This window comes from Myxococcus sp. XM-1-1-1, from assembly GCF_020037095.1.
GTDB classification, from domain to species: Bacteria; Myxococcota; Myxococcia; order Myxococcales; family Myxococcaceae; genus Myxococcus; species Myxococcus fulvus.
In genome coordinates this window covers 342,749-362,205 of record NZ_JAIQDH010000010.1, presented here as the reverse complement: position 1 = coordinate 362,205, position 19,457 = coordinate 342,749, and the positions used below count along the sequence as shown (strand labels likewise).

Annotated in this window: 14 protein-coding genes; 8 read left to right on the top strand and 6 right to left on the bottom strand. The window is 71.0% G+C overall.

The features are described from left to right. Positions 1-1,740: alpha/beta fold hydrolase (locus K8640_RS21785; RefSeq protein ID WP_255653301.1), on the top strand; the 1,740-nt coding region annotated here is incomplete at its 5' end. A 48-nt stretch (positions 1,741-1,788) separates the two neighbouring features. Here the strand turns inward: K8640_RS21785 and K8640_RS21780 are convergent. The 3 genes from K8640_RS21780 to K8640_RS21770 form a co-directional block, all read right to left on the bottom strand. Next, a complete protein-coding gene (locus tag K8640_RS21780; protein WP_046713612.1) occupies positions 1,789-2,256 on the bottom strand; it encodes an SRPBCC family protein in 468 nt (155 codons plus the stop codon). Further along, positions 2,253-2,642 (bottom strand): helix-turn-helix transcriptional regulator, encoded by a 390-nt coding sequence (locus K8640_RS21775; RefSeq protein ID WP_223748777.1) that lies wholly within the window; start codon positions 2,640-2,642, stop codon positions 2,253-2,255. The genes K8640_RS21780 and K8640_RS21775 overlap by 4 nt, the downstream gene beginning before the upstream one ends. Before the next feature lie 82 nt (positions 2,643-2,724). Next, entirely contained in the window at positions 2,725-3,492 is a 768-nt protein-coding gene (locus K8640_RS21770; RefSeq protein WP_223748776.1) for an N-acetylmuramoyl-L-alanine amidase, read from the bottom strand. 386 nt (positions 3,493-3,878) lie between these two features. On the opposite strand from K8640_RS21770, the gene K8640_RS21765 reads away from it, so the two are divergent. Next, complete coding sequence (locus tag K8640_RS21765; protein WP_223748775.1) at positions 3,879-7,448, top strand: DEAD/DEAH box helicase; 3,570 nt, start codon at positions 3,879-3,881, stop codon at positions 7,446-7,448. Between the two features lie 91 nt (positions 7,449-7,539). Here the strand turns inward: K8640_RS21765 and lon are convergent, their stop codons facing one another. Further along, the gene (lon, locus tag K8640_RS21760) at positions 7,540-10,032 is read right to left on the bottom strand and encodes an endopeptidase La (protein ID WP_141332086.1); all 2,493 of its coding nucleotides are present in this window, start codon (positions 10,030-10,032) and stop codon (positions 7,540-7,542) included. Positions 10,033-10,294: 262 nt separating this feature from the next. On the opposite strand from lon, the gene K8640_RS21755 reads away from it, so the two are divergent. The 4 genes from K8640_RS21755 to K8640_RS21740 all read left to right on the top strand — a co-directional run bounded on the left by K8640_RS21755 (position 10,295) and on the right by K8640_RS21740 (position 14,607). Beyond that, the gene (locus K8640_RS21755; RefSeq protein ID WP_223748774.1) at positions 10,295-11,509 is read left to right on the top strand and encodes a VWA domain-containing protein; all 1,215 of its coding nucleotides are present in this window, start codon (positions 10,295-10,297) and stop codon (positions 11,507-11,509) included. Between the two features lie 186 nt (positions 11,510-11,695). Beyond that, positions 11,696-12,559 carry an ImuA family protein gene (locus tag K8640_RS21750; protein WP_223748773.1) on the top strand — a complete coding sequence of 288 codons (864 nt, stop codon included), beginning with the start codon at positions 11,696-11,698 and terminating at the stop codon, positions 12,557-12,559. Between the two features lie 7 nt (positions 12,560-12,566). Further along, positions 12,567-14,066 (top strand): DNA polymerase Y family protein, encoded by a 1,500-nt coding sequence (locus tag K8640_RS21745; RefSeq protein ID WP_223748772.1) that lies wholly within the window; start codon positions 12,567-12,569, stop codon positions 14,064-14,066. A 16-nt stretch (positions 14,067-14,082) separates the two neighbouring features. Continuing rightward, complete coding sequence (locus tag K8640_RS21740) at positions 14,083-14,607, top strand: hypothetical protein (protein WP_141332672.1); 525 nt, start codon at positions 14,083-14,085, stop codon at positions 14,605-14,607. A 6-nt stretch (positions 14,608-14,613) separates the two neighbouring features. Here the strand turns inward: K8640_RS21740 and K8640_RS21735 are convergent, their stop codons facing one another. Then, a complete protein-coding gene (locus tag K8640_RS21735; RefSeq protein ID WP_046713622.1) occupies positions 14,614-15,147 on the bottom strand; it encodes an FHA domain-containing protein in 534 nt (177 codons plus the stop codon). A 121-nt stretch (positions 15,148-15,268) separates the two neighbouring features. On the opposite strand from K8640_RS21735, the gene K8640_RS21730 reads away from it, so the two are divergent. Further along, entirely contained in the window at positions 15,269-16,243 is a 975-nt protein-coding gene (locus K8640_RS21730; protein WP_223748785.1) for an NAD-dependent epimerase/dehydratase family protein, read from the top strand. A gap of 85 nt (positions 16,244-16,328) precedes the next feature. Continuing rightward, positions 16,329-17,750, top strand: coding sequence for a hypothetical protein (locus K8640_RS21725; protein WP_223748771.1), 1,422 nt, complete (start codon positions 16,329-16,331; stop codon positions 17,748-17,750). A 3-nt stretch (positions 17,751-17,753) separates the two neighbouring features. Here the strand turns inward: K8640_RS21725 and K8640_RS21720 are convergent, their stop codons facing one another. Continuing rightward, positions 17,754-19,256, bottom strand: a complete 1,503-nt coding sequence (locus tag K8640_RS21720; protein ID WP_223748770.1) for an ATP-binding cassette domain-containing protein — start codon at positions 19,254-19,256, stop codon at positions 17,754-17,756. Positions 19,257-19,457 lie beyond the last annotated feature (201 nt).

Genomic DNA, 19,457 nt, shown 5'->3' with positions numbered 1-19,457 from the left:
GGGTACGGCCCGACGGAGAACACGACGTTCACGACGACGTGGAGGATGCAGAAGGAGTCGGACGTCGGAGAGAGAGGTGTGCCGATTGGGCGTCCGGTGGAAGGCACGGAAGTGTACGTGCTGGACGAGGGACTGCGTCCTGTGGCGGTGGGAGTGCCGGGAGAGCTGTACACGGGGGGCGAGGGGCTGGCGCGGGGGTACGTGGGGAAGCCGGAGCTGACGGCGGAGCGCTTCGTGCCGAGTCCGTTTGGGGACGGGGAGAGGCTGTACCGGACAGGAGACGTGGTCCGCTGGAAGAGTGACGGAGCGCTGGAGTTTTTGGGGCGGCGTGACGGGCAGGTGAAGGTGAGGGGGTACCGGATTGAGTTGGGGGAGGTGGAGGAGGGGCTGAAGGCGGTGGCGGGGGTGCGTGAAGCGGTAGCAATGGTGAGGGAGGAGAGAGGGGACAAGAGGCTGGTGGGGTACGTGGTGGGCGAGGTGGAGGGGGCGGCGGTGAAGGAGGGGATGAGGAGGAGGCTGCCGGAGTACCTGGTGCCGACGGTGGTGGTGGTGCTGGAGGCGCTGCCGCTGACGGCGAACGGGAAGGTGGACCGCAGGGCGCTGCCGGAGCCGGAGGCGGTGACGTCACCGGAAGACGTCTACGAAGCACCGCGAGAGGGACTGGAAGCGAAGCTGGCGGAGGTGTTCCGTGAGGTGCTGGGAGCGAAGCGAGTCGGGAGGAAGGACGACTTCTTCGAGCTGGGAGGGCACTCGCTGCTGGCGACGCAGGTGGTGGCGCGAGTGCGCGCACTCACCGGCATCGACCTCCCACTGCGCGCTCTCTTCGAGGCCCCCACGGTCGAACAGCTCGCGTCGTGGCTCGAAGTGTCCCGTGGTGACAGTCCCGATCAAGTCTGCGTGACGTTGCAGGCCGAGGGCATGGGCACTCCGGTGTTCTTCGTTCACGCTGTCGGCGGAGCGGTGGGGCCCTATCGGCTGCTCTCACGGTGGATGGGCACGGGCCGACCGGTCTACGCCTTCCAGTCGCCGGGGCTCGATGGCTCGGAGCCCCCAATCGAACACATGGACGCGCTCGTGCGGCGTTACGTGGCCGCGCTGCGAACCGTGCGTCCGGAAGGCCCGTACGTGCTCGGGGGCTGGTCCATGGGCGGTGTCGTGGCCTTCGAGATGGCGCGCGAGCTGGAGCGGCAGGGACAGCGCGTCGAACAGCTCATCCTCCTCGACAGCTTCGCGTCCACGGACGAGCTGCTCACGCAAGGACCCGACGACGCGCTGCTCCTCGCGGGGATGGCGATGGACCTCGCGCGGACCGCGGGAGTCGAGTCGACGCTCCGGCCCGAGTCTCTCGCGGGGCTCTCCGAAGATGAGCAGCTCGCTCGGGTCATCGCGTATGCACGGGAGTCCGGGTGGCTTCCCCCCGAGGTCCAGGACTCGGACCTCCGGGCCTGGCGTGACGTGACCCGCGCGAACCTGCGGGTCCTGTCCACGTTCCGTCCAGGTGCCTATGGAGGCCCCGTGTTGCTGCTGCGCGCGAAGGACGCGAAGCGGGAGCGCTCCGTGGAGCCGACCCACGGATGGTCTCGCTACGTGGCCCCGGAGCAGCTCGAGGTCGAGGACGTCCCGGGCACCCACTACACCCTGCTGCACGCTCCGCACGTCCAGGCCCTGGCCGCGCGAATCGTGAAGCACGTCTCCGAGCCCTTCCTGCGGCAGGATGACGAACGGAACGAGGGCGCCTGAGGACTCCCCGGCGCCTCGCCCCGACGTGGGCACTCGCGCGACGAGTGCCTACTGCCGCGTCGCGAGGTGCTGGTCGAGCCGCGCGAGCGTCTGCTGGCCACCTTCGATGGCGTACTTCGCCGCCTGCTCGCGCGCTTCGACGGTGGGCAGCGTGTGCTGCATCGTGACGCGCGTCTTTCCCGCCTCGTCCTGGAAGGTGACGACGGCCTTGAACAGCACCTCGCCTTCCTTCGTGCCGTGATCCCACTCGAGCCGCTCGTTGGGGACGACCTTCGTGTAGACGATGTGGTTCGCGTAGTCGGTGCCATCGGGCCCGTGCATGGTGAACTTCCACGCGCCCCCCGGCCGCACGTCCTTGCTCACCGTGGTCGTGCGGAAGCCGTTCGGCCCCCACCAGTGGGAGATCATCTCCGCGTCGGTGAACGCCTGGAAGACCAGCGCGCGTGGGGCGCTGATGAGCCGCGACAGTTCCAGCTGACGCTTCGCGAGTTCGTTGAGGTCGAGCGCTGCGTTCATGGGGGGGCTCCTCGGTCCTTCTTCTTCGGGGTTGGAATCTTGCGGCCGCGCGCCGGGCGCTTCTGCCCCTGGACGTCGGCGAGATAGTCCTCGAGCCGGTCGAGGCTGGCCTCCCAGAACTCGCGATAGTCCTCGAGCCAGTCGGTCGCGTCCTTCAGCGGCTCCGGCGCGAGTCTGCAGGGGCGCCACTGGGCTTCGCGGCTCCGCGTGATCAGCCCCGCGCGCTCGAGCACCTTGAGGTGCTTCGTCACGGCGGGGAGGCTCATGTCGAAGGGTTGGGCGAGCTCCGTGACGGAGGTCTCCCCCTTCGAGAGCCGCGCGAGGATCGCGCGCCGGGTCGGGTCGGCGAGTGCGGCAAAGGTGGCGCTGAGTGGGTCGCTCGGCATGGCTTGATTAACCTTCTGTTAAAATAACCAACTAGTTAAATGAAAGGCAAGCGCGAATCGCGTCGAGCGTTCGCTGTGCGGTTCAGGGCTGCTGCGTCGAAACGCGCGGGGGCGGAGGCGGCGCGAAGGCCTCCACGAGTCCCTGGGTCATCGCGGTGGCGAAGACCTCCAGCGTGCGCTCCTCGCGCCAGCGCGCGGCCTCCTCGAAGTCGAGCGCGTGGTGCGTCTCCACGATGACCGAGGGCATCGTCGGCTTGCGCAGGACGAAGATCTGCCGGTGTGACGGCTCGCGGGACACGAAGACGCCGGGCTGCGCGGTGTCGGTGGCGTAGAGGCCCACGTAGTCCACGCCGTCGTAGTGGAGGAACCCGCCGCGCGACAGGTTCCGCGCCAGCGCTCGCGCCAGCTCCGCGCGGCGACCCTGGAGGGGGGCGGGCGCATCCTCGGACCAGAGCACGCTGAAGCCGGGCGTCGTGTCCTGGCGGTTGCACGACTGTCCCTCCGCGGGCGCCCACGGCTGCGACGTGCCTCGCGAGTCCGAGTGCAGGCTCACGAACACGTGCGCGCCCCAGCGCTCCGCATCGGCGAGCCGACTCGTATACGGCACCCGCTGTCCCGGCTCACGGCTGATGCGCACCTCGAAGTGCCCCGTGGCCACCAACCGCCGCGCCAGGTCCTGCGCCACGCGCAACGTGAAGACCTCCTCGTCCTCGCACGTGACGGAGCGGTTGCCCGTGTTCCCCTCGGCGCCGTGTCCCGCGTCCAGGTACACCCGACGTCGCGCGAAGCCCTCGGGCACGTTCGCGGGGACGTGCGTCAGCGTGGCTCCCGGCGCGGGCCACCTGGCCACGACAGGCGGCTCGACGACCGTCTCCGCCGCGCGCATCGGCCTGTGGGGAAGGGAGCCCCGTGTGCCTTCCACGGACCCACGGACGGCGCTCGGGTCGACGGGGAGCGAGCCCGGCCGCGCCGCCTGGGACAGGTGCGTCGAGGCATCAGGAGACACCTCGCTCGAGGCGCGCACGCAGGCGGTGCCCGTGAGCAGCAAGACTCCCAGTCCCCACACTCCAGCGGCGGATGGCGGCATGTCAGGTTCGACGCCTGTCGAGCGGGCGTCGTTCCGCAGTGTGGCCCGGAATGACGGGGAAGCGGAAGCCGGCCCGGGGAGCCCGCCTGCCCGGACGCCCTGTCGTCGCGCTTGCGTTTCCGTCGCGCATCGCGAAGAAGCGGGGAGCCATGTCCGTGGAGCGCCCGCAGCCCGATTCCTCCGCTGTCCCACTCTTCGCCACGGAAGGAGCCCTGCGCGCCTGGCTGCGCGAGCACGGCGTCGAGCACCTGTCCCGCCTGAGCCTCACGGTGCTGTCGCCCTTCGTGGACCCCGCGCTGCTGCCTCAGTCCCGCCCCGCGATGGCCCGCCGCAGGCTGGTGGAGATGCTCAGCGAGGAGGGCCGTACGCGCTGGACGCAGGAGTCCCTGCCGTCGCCGAAGATGAAGGACCTCCTGCCCCGGCTCGCGTGGCGCTTCGTCGAGGAGGAGCGCAAGCAGGCGGAGGAGACCCGCGCCACGCTCGCCGCGCGACTGGCGCCGCCCGAGGACCCGCGCACCCACCGTGTCCATGGCCTGTTGCTGGACCTGCGCTCCCGCGCGCCCGCCACCGTGGCCACGCGGCCCTTGCACGCGCTGCAGCTGGAGTCGCTCCAGCACGACGCCGAGCTCCCTGGCTTCCGCTTCCGCGAGACGCGCTGCTCGGAGCTGCCCTACGGCGCGCAGATGGGCTTCATCCTCCCCGAGGCCCGGCTGACCTTCACGCCCTCCGTGGTGCAGGGCGACTGCACCTGTGGCGCGCCGCCGTGTGTCCACCTGGTCGCCGCCATCGACACGGTGCTGTTGTGGCTGAACCAGCCGTGGACGGAGCGCTTCAGCGAGACGCTCGACGAGCTGGTGCGACCGGGGTGGGACCGCACGTTGAGGGCGCTGGAGCGCGCGCTCGATGAGGGCACGGGCAGCGGCGCGGCGGTGGAGGTCTCCTGGCGCGTCGACGTCATCGAGGGCTACGGCGTGGAGGTCCACCCGTACGTGCACCGGCGCAACAAGAAGGGCCAGCGCTCCACCGGAGCCAAGGTGAGTCGCCGCAAGCTGCTCCAGGAGCATGGCTCGCAGCTCTCCTCGCTCGACGCGCGCCTCGCGTCGCTGCTGCCGGATGGCGACGCACCCGCCTCGCGCGCGCTGCTGCTGGAGCTGGTGGACCATCCCCGGCTCTATCAGGAGGGGACGCAGGACCTGCTGGTCCAGGTGGATCGCGCCAAGGTGGGCATCGTCGCCTCTGAGCGGGGCGGCGCTGTCGTCGTCTCCGCGGGCGTGGACGGCGCGAGCCTGCCCGCGTCCATGGTGGACCGCGTGCGCCGCTCGAAGCCGGAGGAGGCCCTCTTCCTCTGGGACGAGGGCTCGCGCAGGCTCACCGTGCTGGACGCGGGCCCGGAGGTCCGCGCGCTCGTCTCCGTCCTCCAGCGCCACGGCAACGTCTTCCCTCCCGAGAGCCACGGCGTGCTGCTGGAGAAGCTGGCGAAGCTCTCGGTGCGGCTGCCCGTGGCCATGCCTCGCGGTGTCATGGGCGAGAAGCTGCCCTCGCTCCAGCTGCCGGTGCTGCGCTTCGAGCTGGAGCCCGGCAGCGCGGTGCGCGTGGAGCTGCGCGTGCGGGCGCTCCCGGACAGCATCAGCTTCATCCCGGGCGAGGGGCCTCGGGACGTGTACCTGCGCCGGGGCCTGGAGCCCGTGCACACGGTGCGCGACTTCGTGAAGGAGCTCGCCGTGGTCCACGCGCTCCAGGCGAGCCTGCCCCTGGCCACCGCGGAGGCGCAGGCGCTGCCGTTCAGCTTCTCGTTCCCCAACGTCCAGGGCGCGCTCGGGCTCTTGTCCGCGTGTCAGTCGCTGGAGTCGCCGCCGGAGCTGGAGTGGGGTGGCTCTCCACTTCGCCTCGTGGGCTCTCGCGGGGCGAGCGCGCTGCGAATCACGGTGGAGCGCAAGCGCGACTGGTTCGGCGTGCTCGGAGGGCTGGCGGTGCAGGGCGAGCGCGTGGAGATGGCGCGGCTGTTGGACGCCGCGCGTCGCAAGGAGCGCTTCGTCCAGGTGAAGGACCAGACCTACGTGGAGGTCGAGGAGGCGCTGCGCCAGCACCTGGAGCGACTGGCGGACCACGCCCACCTTTCGCGCCACGGCTTGGAGGTGGGTCCGGCCGCGGCGGAGTCGCTGTCCGCCCTGGGCAGCGCGGGCGCGACGCTGGACGCGGACGCGACGTGGAGGGGGCTCGTCGAGCGCATCTTCGCCGCACGGGAGCTGAAGCCGAAGGTCCCCGCCACGCTGAAGACGGACCTGCGTGACTACCAGGTCGAGGGCTTCCGCTGGCTCACCCGGCTGGCCTCTTGGGGCGCGGGCGCGGTGCTCGCGGACGACATGGGGCTGGGCAAGACGGTGCAGGCGCTGGCCGTGTTGCTGGAGCGCTCGAAGCTGGGGCCCGCGCTGGTGCTCGCGCCCACCTCCGTGGCCTTCAACTGGATGGACGAGGCGAAGCGCTTCGCGCCGTCGCTGAAGATGCGGCTGTTCTCCGAGGCCGCGGACCGGGGCGGGCTGCTCGAACGGCTGGGTCCCCGCGACGTGCTCGTGCTGAGCTATGGCCTCTTGACGCGCGACATCGGCCGGCTGTCCGAGCTGCGCTTCGCCACGCTCGTCTTCGACGAGGCCCAGGCCCTGAAGAACGCGGGCACCCACCGCTTCCGCGCCGCGCGGGCGCTGCAGGCGGACTTCAAGTTCGCCCTCTCCGGCACTCCATTGGAGAACCACCTGGGAGAGCTGTGGAGCGTCTTCTCGCTCGTCTTCCCCGGGCTGCTCGGCAGCCACGACGCCTTCCGCACCCGCTTCGCGATTCCCATCGAGCGCAGGGTGGACCCCACCGCGGCGCCCGCCCTGGCCAGGGTGCTGCAACCCTTCCTCCTGCGCCGCACCAAGGCCCAGGTGGAGGCGCAGCTGCCGCCGCGCACGGACATCCGCGTGCCCGTCGTCCTCTCCACCCAGGAGTGGACCATGTACGAGGACGCGCGGCTGGCGGCCCTCTCCGCGCTGGAGTCCGCGCCGGAGGTGATGCGCGAGCGGCAGTCACGTGAGCTGGAGCGCCGCTTCGAGGTGCTCGCCGCGCTCACCCGGCTGCGCCTGTTGGCCTCGCACCCGCGCCTCTACGACGCCGAGTCCCGCGTGGAGTCCTCCAAGCTGGAGCGCTTCATGGAGCTGGTCGAGGAGCTTCGCGCCGAGGGCCACCGCGCGCTCGTCTTCAGCCAGTTCACCTCGCACCTGGCCCTGGTGCGCGAGGTGCTGGACGCGCGGGGCATCCGCTACGACTACCTGGACGGCTCCTCCACACCCAAGGCCCGAGAGCAGGCCGTGCGCTCCTTCCAGGAGGGCAGCGCGCCCCTGTTCCTCATCTCGCTCAAGGCCGGTGGCTTCGGCCTCAACCTCACCGCCGCCAACACCGTCATCCACCTGGACCCGTGGTGGAACCCCGCCGTGGAGGATCAGGCGTCGGACCGCGCGCATCGCATCGGCCAGGAGCGCCCCGTCACCGTCTACCGGCTGGTGGCGCGAGGCACCATCGAGGAGCAGATGCTGTCGCTCCACGAGCACAAGCGCGCGCTCGTCGCGGACGTGCTCGAGGGCAAGGACGGCGCCGGGCGGCTCTCCACGAAGGAGCTGCTCGGCCTGTTGTCCCAGCGCCTCGGGGGCCCCGACGAGGAGGAAGTCCCCCGGACGCGGCACTGAAGCGGGGCAGGGGAGCCCCGCAAAGACAACGGGCAGGTCCCTCGGTGAGGAACCTGCCCGCGTCAGGCTTCGAGTCGCTGAAGCCCGCGCTTTACGCGCGGACCTCGGGCGACCCGGGCTCGGTGGACGCAGGAGGCAGCGAGGCCTCCTTGCCCGGCTCGCCACCCGGAGTCCCCGCCGACGACTTGAACGGCGACGTCTCCAGCGCGGCCTTCAGGACCTCGTCCATCTGGCTGACGAAGATGAACTCCAGCTCGTTCTTCGCCTGGTCCGGCACGTCCACCAGGTCCTTGCGGCAACGCTCGGGCAGGATGACCCGCTTGATGCCCGCGCGGTGGGCCGCCAGCACCTTCTCCTTGATGCCGCCGACCGGCAGCACCAGGCCACGCAGCGTGGCCTCGCCCGTCATCGCCGTGTCGTGCCGCACCCGGATGCCCGTCAGCAGGCTGGTGAGCGCCGTCAGGATGGTGACGCCCGCGGAAGGACCATCCTTGGGGATGGAGCCCGCCGGGAAGTGCAGGTGGATGTCCGTCTTCTCCAGGAAGTTGGAGCTGATGCCCAGCTGCTCGGACTTGCTGCGCAGGTAGCTCAGCGCCGCCGTCGCGCTCTCCTTCATCACGTCGCCGAGCTGGCCGGTGAGCGTCATGCCGCCCTTGCCCGCCATCTTCGTCGCCTCGATGAAGAGCAGATCGCCGCCGGCCGCCGTCCAGGCCAGACCCGTGGCCACGCCCGGAACCTCCGTGCGCTCCGCGACCTCCGAGTAGAACATCTCGGGCCCGAGGATCTCCTTCACGCGCTCGGCGTTGATGGTCTGCTTCTCCAGCTTCCCACCCGCGACCTCCACCGCCACCGCGCGGCAGATGTCCGCGATGCGCCGCTCCAGGTTACGCACGCCCGCCTCGCGGGTGTACGAGGTGGTCAGCGTCAGCAGCGCCTCATCGGTGATCTCGATGTGGTCCGGGTTGAGCCCGTGCTCCTTGAGCTGCTTGGGCACCAGGTGGATGCGCGCGATGCTCTGCTTCTCCTCGAAGGTGTAGCCCGACAGCTCGATGATCTCCATGCGGTCGCGGAGCGGCCCGGGGATGGGATCCAGCTGGTTCGCCGTGGCGACGAACATCACCTTCGACAGGTCGAACGGCACGTCGAGGTAGTGGTCGCTGAACGTGTTGTTCTGCTCCGGGTCCAGCACCTCGAGGAGCGCCGCGCTCGGGTCGCCACGGAAGTCGGCGCCGAGCTTGTCGATCTCGTCGAGCATCATGACCGGGTTCTTCGTGCCGGCCTTCTTCATGCTCTGGATGAAGCGGCCGGGCAGCGCGCCGACGTAGGTGCGCCGGTGGCCGCGGATCTCCGCCTCGTCACGCACGCCGCCCAGCGACAGGCGCACGAACTTGCGGCCCGTGGCCTTGGCCACGCTCTGACCCAGCGACGTCTTGCCGACGCCCGGAGGACCGACGAGGCACAGGATGGGCCCGCGCATGTCGTTCTTCAGCTTGCGGACGGCCAGGTACTCCAGGATGCGCTTCTTCACCTTCTTGATGCCGAAGTGATCCTTGTCGAGCTGCTGGCGCGCGTTCTCGATGTCGAGGTTGTCCTCGGACAGCTTCGACCACGGCAGGTCGGCGATCCAATCCAGGTAGGTGCGCGCGACGGTGTACTCGCTCGACGCCGCCGGAATCGTCTTCAGGCGGTTGAGCTCCTTGTTCGCGACCTTCTCCACCTCGGGAGGCAGGGCGGCCTTCTTCAGGCGCTCCTGGAGCTCGTCGAGCTCCTCCTCCTCCTCGCCCATCTCGCCGAGCTCTTCCTTGATCGCCTTGAGCTGCTGGCGCAGGTAGTACTCGCGCTGGGTCTTCGACATCTCGCCCTTCACGGCGGAGTCGATCTTGTTGGAGAGCTTGAGGATCTCACGCTTGCGGTTGAGCAGCTCGAGCACGAGCTTCATCCGCGCCTTGAGGTCCACCGTCTCCAGGACGGCCTGCTTCTCCTCGATCGGCACGTCCACGTTGGCGGCGATGAGGTCGGCCAGGTGACCGGGGTGGGTGATGCTCTCCACCAGCTCCGTGGCGGCGGCCGGCAGCTCGGGCATCAGCTCGATGACCTCGCGCGCCAGCTTCTTGAGGTTGATGCCCAGGGCCTCCACCTCGACGTTCTCCGCGGAGGTCTTGTCCTCCACCGCGTCGACGCGGGCCTTGAGGTACGGGGCCTCCTGCACCAGCTCCACGACACGGAAGCGGGCGAGTCCCTGGACGACGAGCGAGTAGTTGTCCTCGCCCATCTTCAGAAGCTTCACGATACGGGCCACCGTCCCCATGGTGTAGAGGTCGGCGGCGCCCGGATCCTCTTCCTCGGCGCGGCGCTGCGTGACGACACCGATGACCTGGTCGTCGCGCACCGCGTCCTTGATCAGGGCAATGGTCTTCTGACGGCCGACGGCCAGCGGGAGCACGCCGCCGGGAAAGAAGACGCTGTTCCGCAGGGGCAGGATCGGCAGCACCTGGGGAATGTCTTCCTTGTTGATGAGCCCCGGAGGGGCCATCGCGGTGGGCATTGCGCTCGCGGCGGTGCCCTTCTTCTTCTCATCGGACATGAAGTTCGGCCTCTTCCTTCTTCAAGCCCGGCCCTCCCTGCGACCGGACCGGTGAACATCTGTCGGTTTTCTGCGGCAGATGAACCAACGTAACAACCAAAACGCCCGTGGCAAACGCCGTGTGCGATTTTCCACGCTCAAGTCGGATGCCAGACGCTGCGTCCTTGTCTCGCGTCCGGGCCGGGGGTGGGGCATGCTCGCCCCCCCAGCCTCGCTGCGACGCACCGCCCGGGTGCGCCGCCTTCCCCCTCAGGAGGACGCCATGAAATCCAGAACCCGAGCCCCCCTGCTCCTGTTGCCGGCCCTCTGGGTGGCGTCCTGTACGTCGCCCGTCGACGAGGCCGGATCCACCCTGCCGGGCAAGTGTCAGAGCGAATCCCCGGTGGTGGCCCCGCAGAAGACGGACATCCTCTTCGTCATCGACAACTCCGGCTCCATGGCCGAGGAGCAGGCCGGAATCGCCACCGAGCTGCCCGCCTTCATCCAGGGCCTGCGGGAGGGCGGCGGCGTCACCCAGGACTTCCGCGTGGGGGTGATCACCACCTCCGTGTACCGCCGCGTCTTCACCCAGGGCCGGGAGTTCTACTCGGAGTATCCGAGGGAATCCGGCCTCCTGCAGCAGGTGCCGACGAAGGACGGGAGCGCGTCGGAGGACCGCTTCGTCGAGAGCTCGGATCCGGACCTGCTGGAGCGCTTCCGCTTGCTGGTGAAGCAGGGGACGAGTGGCAGCGGGCAGGAGTCCCCCTTCGAGGCCGCCCGGCTGGCGGTCTCCGAGCCCCTGACCACCACCTCCATCGTCGAGGGAGGGAACGGAGGCTTCCTGCGGGACGGCGCGCGGCTGCTCGTCGTGGTGGTGACGGACGAGGAGGACTGCAGCTCCACCGCGCGGCCGCCGCCGGTCATCGTCACGGACGACACGTCGGTGGATAAGTGCCACGAGGGCGCGGCGCTGCTGACGTCGGTGGACGAGTACGCGGAGGCCTTCAAGAGCCTGCGCGACTCCAAGGGCGGACGTCGGGAGGTGCTGTGGGCCACGGTGGGCCCGGTGGCGCTGAGCGACAAGCGGGCGGAGCTGATCCAGGACGCGACGCCGCAGGGCACGTATGTGCGCAACGCGGACTGCCCCACGTCCTACGGGCCGGGCTACCGGCACCGGGCGATGTCGGAGAAGTTCGACTCGGCGCTCGACAACCTGGACTCCATCTGTCGGGAGAGCTACCGCGACACGCTGCTGCACATCGCGGAGCTGGCGGCGGTGGCGCAGAGCCTGGACGTGGTGAACCTGCCGGATCCGCGCCTGGCCCAGGTGGAGATCACCCGCGCCGGGGGCACGGTGGAGCGCTGCTCGGTGGCCGCTGGCGACCTGAGCTACGAGCCGTCCGGGGAGGACCGCCCCGCGCGGATCTACTTCGGCGGCAGCTGCCTGCGCCGCGCGGATGATCAGAAGGTCGAGGTGAAGGTCATCTGCGCCGGTTAGGTCCGCCGGAGGGGTGACGCCCAGGGGCTCGAAAACCCTGGCGTCGCCCCGGTGGATCCAAGCCATCACGTCGTGTCGCCGGGCCCGTCGCCGTGCGTCCTGTGCGGGCGCACGTCAGACCCTTGAGCATACTGAACCGTCGTGCAGGCGTGCGTTCGGTGTGTCGGGTCCTGGCGAGGAGGCGAGATGAGCGCGGTGGCGGAGCAGCGCAGTGGCGGCGCGGTGGTCGAGCAGCTTCGCGAGCGCATCCGCCAGTTGCAGGCGGCGCCGCGCAGCTACCTGGCGGTGTTGCGCACGGGGATGGAGGCGGTGGACGCGCTGCTGCCCTCGGGCGGCTTCCCGCTGGGGCAGGCGGTGGAGCTGTGTGGTGAGGCGGCCACCGGCAGGACGAGCCTGGCGCTGAGCGCGGTGGCGTCCGCGCATAGGGAGGCGCGGCTGTGCGCGTGGGTGGATGGACCGCGCGAGCTGTATGCCCCGGCGGCGGCGGCGCAGGGCGTGGACCTGGAGCGGCTGCTGCTCGTGCGGCCCAAGGCGCCCGAGCAGCGGGTGTGGGCGGCGGTTCAGCTGGCCCGGAGTGGGGCCTTCGCGTGCGTGGTGCTCGACCTGACGCGAGGGGTGGGCGCGACGGGGAGGCCGCCGCGGGTGGGGCTGGCCGAGGCACGCAAGCTGGCGGACGCGGCGGAGCGTGGCGGCGGGCTGCTGCTGCTGCTGACCTCGCCGGAGGCTCCGGCGGATGGGGTGACGCGGCTGCGCACGGAGTCCCAGGGCGCGGAGGGCTGGGCGGTGGAGGTGGTGCGCAGCAGGCGCGGCGGCACGGGGACGCGGGCGGTGCTGCCGTGGAGCGCGCTGTACCCGGAGCTGGGGCTCGAGGAGGGGGGGCGGGTGCTGGACGTGGGGCCGGTGGACGCGGACGCGACGCCGGACTTCCTGCGGGAGACGCCGTGGGTGGCGCGCAACGGGCTGGGGCACCAGGGGCAGCGGTCCGGGCGGGATGGGGTGATGCCCTCGCTGCGGGTGGCGTCGGACGTGGCCTCGGCGGCGCACAACTGAGGGAGCCATGCGCAGGGCCTATCTGCATTTCACGCGCTTCCCGGTGCAGCGCAAGGTCATCGAGTGTCCGGAGCTGGCGGGCCGGCCCTTCGTGCTGGTGGAGGAGGCTCGCGGCCAGCGACGGGTGGTGGCGGCGTCCACGTCCGCGCTGAAGGCGGGCGTGCGGCCCGGGGTGACGCTCACCGCGGCGACGGCGCTGGAGCCGGGGCTGCGGCACTTCCCCTACCGGTTGGAGGAGGAGAAGCGGGCACTGGTGGCGCTGGGGGAGGCGCTGCTGAGCCTGGGGCCGGGCTTCCAGCTCTCCGCCCCAGATGGACTGTGGCTCGACGCGGGGGCCGCGCACCTGTCGGGAGGTGAGGCGGGGCTGTGCTCTCGGGCGTTGGCGTTGTGCGAGGGGCTGGGGTACCGGGCGCACGTGGTGGTGGCGTCGGAGGCGTTCACCTCGCGAGCGCTGGCGCGCTTCGGAGCGCGGCGGGTGGAGGTGGTGGCGCCGGGGGCGTCGGCCCAGGCGCTGGCGCCGTTGCCGTTGGCGGCGCTGGAGGGGCGGGAGTCCGCGCCGTTCTCCGCGTTGGGGCTGAGCACGTTGGGAGAGGTGGCCCAGCTGCCGCCGGGGGCGGTGGCGGCGCGGGGTGGGGTGATGGGGGCTCGGGCGCATGCGTGGTGTGGCGGGAGGGATGAGACGCCCTTCGTGGCGGAGGTGCTGGACGAGGTGCTGGAGGAGCGGCGGGTGTTGGAGTGGCCGGCGGAGTCGTTCGAGCCGTTGGGCTTCGCGCTGAAGACGTTGTTGGACCGGTTGGGGGCGCGGCTGGTGGGGCGGGGGCGGGCGGCGGTGCGCATCACCTTCACGTTGAAGCTGGACCCCACGGGGCAGCAGCGGGTGACGTTGTCGCTGGCGAGGCCCACGGCGGCGGCGAAGTTGTTGTTGGACCTGGCGCGGCACCGGCTGGAGGAGCTGCGGTTGGAGAACCCGGTGGCGGAGGTGTCCGCGCGGGTGGACGAGTTCTCCGAGGACCGGGGGCAGCAGCTCTCGTTGGGGGACGCGCCGGAGGGGGACGCGGCGCTGGAGGTGGTGTTGTCGCGGCTGGCGACGACGTTGGGAGAGGAGTCGCTGTGCTCGGCGGGGTTGGAGCCGGTGCATCGGCCGGAGGGCGCGCAGGGGACACGGGCGTTCCGCCCCCCCGAGGCTCGCAAGGGGTGGGGGGAGGCGCTGACGCCGGTGGAGCGGAGGGACGGTGGGCTGCGGGAGCGGCCGTCACGTTTGTTGGCGGAGCCCGCGTGGCTGGACGCGGAGCTGGGGGATACCGGTCGGTTGCTCGCCGCGCGAGTCGGCGGACGGCGTCACCGGGTGACGGCGGTGACGGGCCCCGAGCGCCTGGGCGGCGAGTGGTGGGCCGAGACGCCCTTCCAGCGCGATTACTACCGGGTGCACTTCGAGGGACTGGGGCCCGCCTGGGTGTTCCAGGACATGCGCGACGGCCGCTTCTACCTGCAGGGGTTGTTCGACTGAGCTATGCATGGTGACCATGCGCGCCCTCTCACTCCTCCTGCTGTCGCTGCTCGCCACCGCGTGTTCCGCGCCGCAGGTCCGGCCTCCGGGGGCCATCCGCAAGGTGGTCGTCGTGATCGGCACGCGCGTGGACTCGCTGCCCGTGGCGACCTATCGCGAGGACATGCTGGGGGAAGGCAATCCACGATCCGTCCTCATCGGCCAGACGCAAGCGGTGCTGCGTGAGCGCGGCTTCGAGGTGGTCGGCTCGCGCATCTCCGACGCACCATCCCCCTCCACCGGCGAGGTCGTCGCCCTCATCCGCGAGAACAAGGCCGAGGCCGCCGTCATCGTCGTGCTCAACTGGGTGGACGTGTCCTCCATCCGCGCCATGGGCCGCGCCGAGGTCTTCCTGGAGGCGGGCCTCGTGTCGCCGAACGGCGACCTGCTGTGGCGCAAGGACTCCCGCACCGTCTCGTCCATCAGCATGTACCAGTCGCAGACGGACTACAGCTCCTACCTGCGCAAGGCCGTCATCGACGCCGTCAAGGAAGTGCCCTGAGCCCCCTCAGGGCTTCGGCTGGGGGCTCGCCAGCCGAAGGTGCTCGTGCACCGTCTCCGCGCGGAGGTAGAGGAACTGCGCGTCGCCGAACGCCAGCGTGTCCCCGTCGTTGAGCGTCACCTGCGCGCGGAAGCCCAGCGGCGCGCCGTTGATCCACGTGCCGTTCATCGACTGCGCGTCCCGCACCTGGAAGCCACCCGTGGTCGCGTTCCAGCGCAGCGTCGCGTGGTGCTGCGACACGGACGGGTCTGGCACCACCAGGTCGCAGTCCGAGCGCCCCACGGTGAGCTCCTCCCCATCCACCTTGGGGTTCAGGAAGTGCACCTCCAGGTTGTCGAAGTCGCGGAGCATCGCGAGCAGCCGCTCCGTCATGCGCGAGCGGTGCGCCATGCCCACCGTGCGAGCGCCCGTCAGCTGCTGGGCGACGTTCCGGAAGACGGGATCCACGGGCTGCTGGATGAGCGCCACCGGACCGGACGCGGCGCGGAAGGCCTCCAGCGAGGCCGAGGCGAAGGGACGGAGCTGGTTCACGGACACCATGCCTCCCACCCTACGTCCAAGCGGGGGCCACGGGAAGTCGTGTGACAGTGCCCGCCAGGCCCCCTCATCGCCACATCACCAGCATGGCTTCCGACCCGAGGGCATGAAACCCTCACGCTTCATGCGGGTCCTCGTCACGGGCGCAGCGGGCTTCATCGGTCACCACGTCAGCGCGAAGCTGCTCGCCCGAGGTGACACCGTCATCGGCGTGGACAACCTGGACCCGTCCGGAGACGTCGCCCTCAAGCGCGCCCGACTGGCCCGACTCCGCTCGCTTCCCGGCGCGGAGCGCTTCACCTGTCACGAGGCGGACATCACCGACGCTCCCGCGCTCGCGGGAATCTTCCAACGGGAGCACCCCGAGCGAATCGTCCATCTGGCCGCGCGGGTCGGCGTGCGAGAGGCCGGAGCCTCCGCTTCGTCCTACGTGGACGCGAACATCGTGGGCTGGCTCCAGCTCCTGGAGCAGGGCCGCGCCGCGGGCGTCTCGCACCTGGTCTACGCGTCCTCCAGCTCCGTGTACGGCGCGGACACGCCGCCGCCCTTCCACGAGAGCGCCTCCGCCGACCATCCCCTCAATGTCTACTCCGCGACCAAGCGCGCCGGAGAGCTGCTGGCCCACACGTACAGCCACCTCCACGGCCTGCCCACCACGGGCCTGCGCTTCTTCACCGTGTACGGACCCTGGGGACGCCCGGACATGGCGCCGCTGCGCTTCCTGCGCGCCTTGAGAGCAGGGCGCCCCATCGACCTGTACGGCGAGGGACGCATGCTGCGCGACTTCACCTTCGTGGAGGACGTGGCGGAGGCGGTGCTGCGCGTCCTGGACCGTCCTCCCGTGGGGAGCCCTCCGTATCGACTGCTCAACGTGGGACGCGGGGAGCCCGTCTCCGTGCGGGACTTCGTCGCCGTGCTGGAGCGGCTCCTGGAGACCCGGGCCGTGCTGCGGCTCCTGCCCGCGCAGGCCGGGGAGATGGACTCGACCTGGGCGGACCCCGCGGCCCTGGAGCGCGAGACGGGCTTTCGCCCCCGCGTGTCCGTGGACGAAGGGCTCGCGGCGCTCGTGACCTGGGCGCGCGAGCACTCCGTCCCCTGAGCTAGCGTCCGTGCCCTCGTCACCCGGGCCGGCGGGTGGCCTGCTTCCCGCTCGAGGCTCCTGGTCCTCCAGGAGGAGTGTCGTCATGTCCCGCAATCATCGCGTGCGCTTGCGTCTCACCTTCTTCGCGCTGCTGCCGCTGCTCGGCGCCTGCTCGGACTCCCTCGAGCCTTGCGTCCGGGACTCCCAGGCGGCCTTCGCCCCCGCGGACTTCCTCGATGATCACCTCCGGGCGCGGCGCGTCGACTGCGGTTTCCAGAGCGGCGTGAGCGAGCTGGCCGTGGGGGCGGATGGCACCACCTGGCTCCGCCGCGGCGAGTACGAGGACCGGGGCGAGGACACCTTCTTCTTCCCGCCCGTCAAGCGCCTGTCGCAGGTGGACGCGGAGGGAGGGTGGCGGGGCGAGCTGTCGCTGCCGGACTTCGTCCACCGCCATGTGGTTCATCCCAGCGGAGAGCTCACCGTCTTCGGCTGGGAGCGCGAGGAGGACCCGCTCGCCATCCAGGTGCGCCGCATCCGACCGGATGGAACCGTCGTCGCGCAGCGGCGCTTCACCCACGCGATTCCTCCGGAGGCGCGCATGGACTTCATCGCCCTGCCGAACGGCGCCCTGGGACGGGCGCAGCTCCCGGACTCCGAGCGCAACGCCGCCATCATGCTGGCGCGGGCGGATGGAGAGGAGGCCGTCCTCCTCCTGGCGCTCGACGGCATCCGCGTGGGGCGGCTCGACGCGCGCCTGGAGACCCTGTGGCTCAGCCCCGTGGCGCCCTCGGTGGCCCTGAAGGACTTCTCCACCTGGGAGCAGATGGAGGCCGTGGGCGCCCCCTGGGTCGGCTGGGGCCTGGACGTGGACGAGCAGCACCAGGTCCACGTCGCCACGCCGCTGATGGACCTCCAGCGGCGCGCCTACGAGGAGTCCTTCGAGCGCGAGCCCAGGGGCGCGACGGGACGCGCCTTCCTCCTGTCCTCCTTCTCGCCCACGGGCGCGTTCGTCTCCGCGCGCGCCGTGTCCGCGCCCGAGCCCCAGGAGATCGTCGGCCTGGTGGTGCGGGCCGGCACCTTCGCGCTCGGCGCCAGCGAGCGGGCGCTGGTGGGCGGCAGGACCCTCTCCCCGGACCTGTACTTCGCCTCCGGACGCCTCGACGGCGCCGCGGAGGACGACCTCGTGCGCGCCCTCGACGTCGAGCGCGACGACATGCCCGTGTCCTTCGTCGCCTGCGGTCAGGCGCGTTACTGCTTCGCGGGCGACACGGGCTTCGCGCAGGACTCCACGGACCCCGAGCAGCGCAAGAGCAAGGGCTTCCTGCTCACGGTGGACGCGAGCGGCCAGCAGCAGGGCCTGTTCCAGCTTCGGCGAGAAGAGGCCGTGCACGTCCTCATCGCCAGACAAGGCGTGGGGGACTCGGTGGTGTTCGCGTTCGGCATCGACGGCTCCCGGACCACGGGGGGGCCCGGGAGCCGCGCGAAGTCCAACGAGACGTGGGTCGGCATCCTCCCGCCGCCCTGAGGCTCACCCGCTCGTCACCTCCACCTGTCCGTGCTCCACGCGCCAGCACTCGCTGGTGCAGGCGCGCGCGAAGGTGGAGTCGTGGCTCACCAGCAGCAGCGCGCCGGGGTACTCGCGCAGGGCCGCCTCCAGTCGCTCGATGGAGGGCAGGTCCAGGTGGTTGGTGGGCTCGTCGAGCACCAGCGCCCAGGCGTGCTGACCCAGGCCCCGCGCGATGAGCAGCTTGCGCACCTCACCCGGGGACGGCTGCTCCGAGCCGAGCAGCCGCTCCGGGTCCACGCCGAGCGCGGCGACGAGGGACAGCACGCGGCCCTTCTCCTCGGGAGGCAGCGCGCGCACCGCGTCCAGGGTGGCCCGGGCCTCCTCGGCGCCCACGTCCTGCGGCAGGTACAGGATGCGCTCGCGCGGCACGCGGGTGTTCTCCAGCAGCGCGCGCACCAGGGTGCTCTTGCCCGCGCCATTGGGACCCTCGATTCGCACGCGCGCCTCGCGGCCCACCGACAGCTTCACCGGACCCAGCAGCGGCACGTCCCCCACGCGCAGCTCCGGCACGTCCAGCGTGATGAGCCACGGGTTGGGCGAGCGCACGTAGTCGACGAAGACGGAGCGGCCCATCGTCTTGTCCGCGTGGAACTCGCCCACCGCGTCGCTGACCCGCTCCAGCTCCCGGCGGAGGATGCCCACGCGGCGGCCCGCATGGTTCTCTGCCCAGCCCGCGACGACGGACGCGCCCATGGAGCGCGCGTCGTTGTCGTTCTTGTCCTTGAGCCGCTTGCGGGTGCTGCGCGCCGCGTCCGCGGAGGCCTGCTCGCGCCGGGCCTGGTCCAGCATCCGGGCCGTGCGCTTCTGCTCCGCTCTGGCCTGCTGATAGGCGCCCAGCTCGGCTTCACGCTCGGCCTCCCAGTGCTGCCTCGCCGCCAGGTAGGCCCCGGGCCACAGCCGCGCGTCGCCGCCGTGCACGCGCAAGGTGTTCGTGGTGAGTGACTCGAGCAGCGGCCGGTCATGTGACACCACCACGCCCACGCCCTTGAAGCGCTTGAGCGCGGAGACGAGCCAGGCCCGGGCCTCGGCGTCCAGGTGGTTGGTGGGCTCGTCGAGCAGCAGCACGTGTGGCTCGGCCGCGAGCGCCGCGCCCACCTGCCAGCGCTTGCGCTCTCCCGGTGACTGCGTGGACCAGCGCTCCAGCGCGGAGACGTCCAGGCCCAGCTGTCCATGCAGCCGCCGCGCGAGCGAGTCCCACGACTCGGCGAACTCGGTGATGTCGGGCGTGAGCGCCTCGACCTCCTGACGGCACAGCCGCAGGGTGGGGGAGGGCGGCTCGAACTGGAGATGCCCCTCGGTGGGCGTCAGCTCTCCGGCCAGCAGGCGGAGGAGCGTGGACTTGCCCGCGCCATTGGCGCCCACCAGGCCCGTCCAGCCCGTGGGCAGGTGGAAGTCGACTTCGGAGAGGACGGTGACAGCGTCGGAATAGGCGTACGACACGCGATGCGCGCGGAGGGATGACATATGAGGCGAACTCCTGAATCCAGGGCGCGAGCACGCACGAGGCGGCTCAGCGCGATGACGACTCGAACGACCTGGGACTCAGCGGTTCTGCCTCAAGGGTGAATCGACCTCGCGTAGGGAGGGGTTGTCAGGCCCTCCGGTGGATGCGTGCCTTCAATCTATGACGCGCGCCGGGGTGGATTGCAACCCCGACGTGCCCGC